This is a genomic window from Sulfurovum sp. (assembly GCF_041551015.1).
Classification (GTDB): domain Bacteria; phylum Campylobacterota; class Campylobacteria; order Campylobacterales; family Sulfurovaceae; genus Sulfurovum.
The window spans coordinates 1-4,209 of sequence record NZ_JBFENQ010000144.1; the positions used below are offsets into that span (position 1 = coordinate 1).

Genomic DNA, 4,209 nt, shown 5'->3' on the forward strand with positions numbered 1-4,209 from the left:
GTAAGTGCAGGCGTATTGTGTGTAAACGTATAAGGTGTTTTATCTACAGCGATATCTCTAATGAGCCCTCCGCCAAGTGCAGTAAGAAATACAGAGATCAATGTACCCAGAAAATCCAGTTTATTTCGTACTGCCACAAAAAAGCCGGAAATCGCAAAAGCGATGATACCGATATACTCTGCAATTTCAAACATATAATACCGTTCTATCTTTCATTTTGTAAATATCTATACTAATTTGAGACACATGCATTACCTGACGAACCCCATTTTACTATAATACCTTTTTTATTGGTCTCAAGGTAAAGTTTACATGTCTTCTGTACAACATCAGTACCATAACCAAACATACCATAACCACCATGGTGGTAAGGACCATACCAATATCCCATAGACGTAGAAGGATAACTATAAATTCTAGATCTTTCATACACATAGACTTTATTTTTATTTGGCAAGATATAGGTACTGTCCGGATACCCTATTTTCTGTATCAGATCATTTATATCCTGTCCAACCCAAGCGTTATACTTGTTGACAAAATTTTGATGCGTTGCACACCCCTGCATCAGTAAAACTGCCATAGCTACAAGAGAAATTTTTAAAAAGTTTTTCATTACCTGATCCTTTCTTTAATTCATTTATAGATTATACAATTTTAATGTAATAATTATGAAGTTTAAAAGATAAAATAATGATTAAAATAAAAAAGTGGTAGATAGATGAATACATGAACTCACGTTATAAATCAAAGAAAGCCCTATTAAGTTAATTTCTTCATTTATTTATAGACAACAGCCAAGCACATATGCGTGCTTGGCCATTTATCGATAATACTTTTATCAGTGTTAAGGCGTTGGTTCGTTACAGGTTGAGTCACAAAGACTACAACTTGCCGTAGCAGTAGCATTAACATCTACCCCATTAAGAGATCCAGTACCAGTAGCTGTCACAGTATTTGAGTGAGTGCTATTTTTTGCACAAACCTTAGTGGTTTCAGTCGGATAATAAGTACCTGCATATGTTTCACATTGTTTACGTTTAGCAGGATCATCTGCTGGATAAAGCTCAAATGGACCAAAACTATCTCCTGAAACATCATCATTAACATAAACATTTATCAATTTCGTACCATTTTGATCATTACAGACTACACCATTGTAATCAATACGCACTACCACATTCACCCCATTAGATTCAAGCGTTTGTTCACACTCTTTTGTCACAGATATTGCTGGGTTCTGTATTACTTTAGTACAGGTAGCTGAATCTTGAACTGTAGCCATGCTATATTCACCAATTTCCCCTGTAGCATAGATTGTATTGGTTGGTGGGTTCATGTTGCTTGTATATGTATATTGATTGGAAATAGTTTGACCTATAGCCAATGGACCTACATCATCTAATACTATCAAGTGATCATCACTTGTATCGTTAGGTGTTCCTGCATCATCAGTAAATGAGACGCTGTCAATTGTCCCAAAACCGCTGTTTGTTACGTTGTATTCATACGTATGATCCAATTTATTGTAAGTATTAGTGTTCACTACAGAGGAGAGACACTCTTTAGTCACTTCAAGTTTACAGGTGTCTAAATCACCCAACACAAAATCTTTCAACTGTGCATTGACACGGTGAGAAGAACGTGTCTCCATTAAAAAACTACTAAAACAAGGAAGCTGGAGACCACCAAAAACCCAACTTAAGTTTATACCCCCTTCAAAAAAAGCATTTGGAGGATATATTCCTTGAGTACCACTCTTAGGTGTATAATCGGGCCAAGCAGGTGTATTTTCTCCATTTGAGAGAGCAAGAAAATAATGAGTCGCATCCCCCTGTCCTTCATGGAAAAGTTCTAGATTGATCTTTTCTGCATCATTCCACTTATAAAGTTTGATATTTGCTTTTGCACCACCTTGCGTAAATTCTGCCAACATCAATACATCGCCATTTTTATGTTTTCCGCTAAAAGTTCCATCATCATTCAAAATTATTTTTTCTTGGAAAAACCAAACACCCATCTGAGCTGAACCATCCGTTGAATAACGATCACCCATGAGGTAGATCATTAATTCATCATTATTGAGACCTGCTTTATACGCCGCTGCTGCTGCATGCATGATTTCATCTTTATCCGGTACTGATCCATGTGTCCATTTCCATTGTGGAACATCTCTAACATCTTTTGATCCACCACCCGTAAAGATACTGATTCTTAATTCATCGTGTAGAATACCTCCACCGGTACCATCATCATGTGTGGTACTAAATGCACTAGAATTACCATCTTCCACATTTTGCCAATCATCACCAACAGTGGCATTGTCTGCGATGTTGCCATCTAATTCAAACAAAGAACTACCATCGGGATGTTCCCAAGCTGTTACCTGTGTTCCAATCCCCATTAACAAGAATACGGATAGAACTGATCCTTTTGTCAACTGCATAAATATATACAGCCAGTCATTTTCTTTATACATTTTCATATTAAATCCTTTTCATTCATCATATGTTAGAAAGAAACGGGCCAATAATAGTATGGCAGGATTCTAACAACTCTTGTTGCAATTTTCCTACAAGACAACTTCCACTAATACTCTATGAAAAGAATATTCTATGGAAAACTATATATGATTAGTTGGGAAGAGACAGGCCTTTGTTTGAGTGGGCGGGAATCTTTCAACTAATGTTGCAAAGTTCCTACAAATTCCTTTTACATATACTCTGTGAAAGAAGTACATATTGTAGAAAAATATATGATTAGTTGAGAGGAGACAGGCCTTTATTTGAGTGGGCGGGAATCTTTTCAACTAATGTTGTAAAGTCCCACTGAGATACTTTCTTTAAGTAAAAATCTCAGTTAGTTACATTTCAAGTATATGATATATACTCTTTATAATATATAAAATTAAAATCTTTACATATTATATAAATTATAAGTACTGCTTTTTATATCTGAAAAAATGAACTATAAGATAAGAACTATGTTCAATAATTAGCTAATTACAAAAAATTGGATAGGTAAAACACACTGTATTTAAGGGAATCAAATGCTGAGTCAGGAGTGGGAGACTCTAAATCTGCTCTCGAATCCCTGAAAGCCCCATATACGGGCAAGCTTAAATTAAATAGTTAGCTGTTGGCATACAATTAACGTACATATTTGGTAGACTCTGCCAATGTTATAAATAATGAATATTACTTCATTCTTTTATAAAAATGATAATTTTATGAAGTTATATATTTTATAAGGTTTTTAAGCATGATTAAGTGTCAAAATTATTTTTCGTATTTCGGGTTAAAAGAATATTGCCGATTATTGTACTTCTCTGTTTTCTATCACAGATGAACAAATACACCAAGACTATTCTGGATGTAGCATACCTCATGGTGAAGACTGTATATTTAGTAACTTTTATACTTACTGGCTTGAGATGAGGAAAAGAGTTAAAAATTAGATGATACGTTTGATCATGTTGTAGAATTGTTAAGTCTAAAAAAGAGATACAAAAGATTACTATATTGGCACAAAAAAAATAAATAAGAGTAATTTTATCCGATTCAAAGCTATCTTTGATATAACAGTGAATAAACAACACATGCTAAAGGATATAATCATGACAAACAATGAAGTAACGTCTCAAAAAGAAAATAAATCGTATGAAGTCATATCATACACAGATATGGTAGCATTTAACTATACTCTTCCCGATAATGAAGAACCACAAACCATAGAACATGAAGTAACCTTCATTTGGGAAGATACGATTGAAAAGTTTATAGAAGAACATGGTACCGACAAACCTTACAAGGTACATACCTTTAAACGGGAAAGAGAACAAAAAAATTTCATAGAACAGATAGAAGGTAGAACTGAAGACCTCATAGACGAGGTACAAGAAGAAATAGCCAACAAAATGAAGTTTGGCTTTGAGTTTAGCGGACAACTGCACAATGATGACTAAATAATGCTCCTTGCTCCCATCGTCACCGATTAGAGTGTACACTTGTAGTTGTAATTTCAATTTAAGAATGCATCAAAAATCATGACGAGCAGCTGATATTGGAAATGCCGGAAATTTCAAAAAACTCAGAGGGCTTTTCTCTATAGTATTTCGACCTAATGAAAAATTTGGCAGAGTTAAAAATTTGGATAGTCTGAAAGTACGTGTTTTAGGGGATTAAAGTGGTGGGTCGGGGGAGACTCGAA

General features: G+C 34.6%; 4 protein-coding genes. 1 reads left to right on the forward strand and 3 read right to left on the reverse strand.

The genetic code is table 11. The annotated features are described in order from the left end of the window. From ABZC96_RS08640 to ABZC96_RS08650, 3 genes are all read right to left on the reverse strand, one after another. Positions 1 to 194 (reverse strand): trimeric intracellular cation channel family protein (locus ABZC96_RS08640; RefSeq protein ID WP_373030485.1); only part of this gene is annotated, 194 nt, incomplete at its 3' end. 38 nt (positions 195 to 232) lie between these two features. Continuing rightward, positions 233 to 616, reverse strand: a complete 384-nt coding sequence (locus ABZC96_RS08645; protein WP_373030486.1) for a hypothetical protein — start codon at positions 614 to 616, stop codon at positions 233 to 235. Between the two features lie 231 nt (positions 617 to 847). Next, positions 848 to 2,485 (reverse strand): hypothetical protein, encoded by a 1,638-nt coding sequence (locus tag ABZC96_RS08650; protein ID WP_373030487.1) that lies wholly within the window; start codon positions 2,483 to 2,485, stop codon positions 848 to 850. Between the two features lie 1,131 nt (positions 2,486 to 3,616). On the opposite strand from ABZC96_RS08650, the gene ABZC96_RS08655 reads away from it, so the two are divergent. Then, on the forward strand, positions 3,617 to 3,964 hold the full coding sequence (locus ABZC96_RS08655) for a hypothetical protein (RefSeq protein WP_373030489.1): 348 nt from the start codon (positions 3,617 to 3,619) through the stop codon (positions 3,962 to 3,964). Positions 3,965 to 4,209: the final 245 nt, after the last annotated feature.

Bases quoted from the DNA above. Each gene is read 5' to 3' on its own strand.
- ABZC96_RS08645 (WP_373030486.1), bottom strand. From the start codon at position 616: ATGAAAAACTTTTTAAAAATTTCTCTTGTAGCTATGGCAGTTTTACTG.
- ABZC96_RS08655 (WP_373030489.1), top strand. From the start codon at position 3,617: ATGACAAACAATGAAGTAACGTCTCAAAAAGAAAATAAATCGTATGAA.
- ABZC96_RS08650 (WP_373030487.1), bottom strand. From the start codon at position 2,485: ATGAAAATGTATAAAGAAAATGACTGGCTGTATATATTTATGCAGTTG.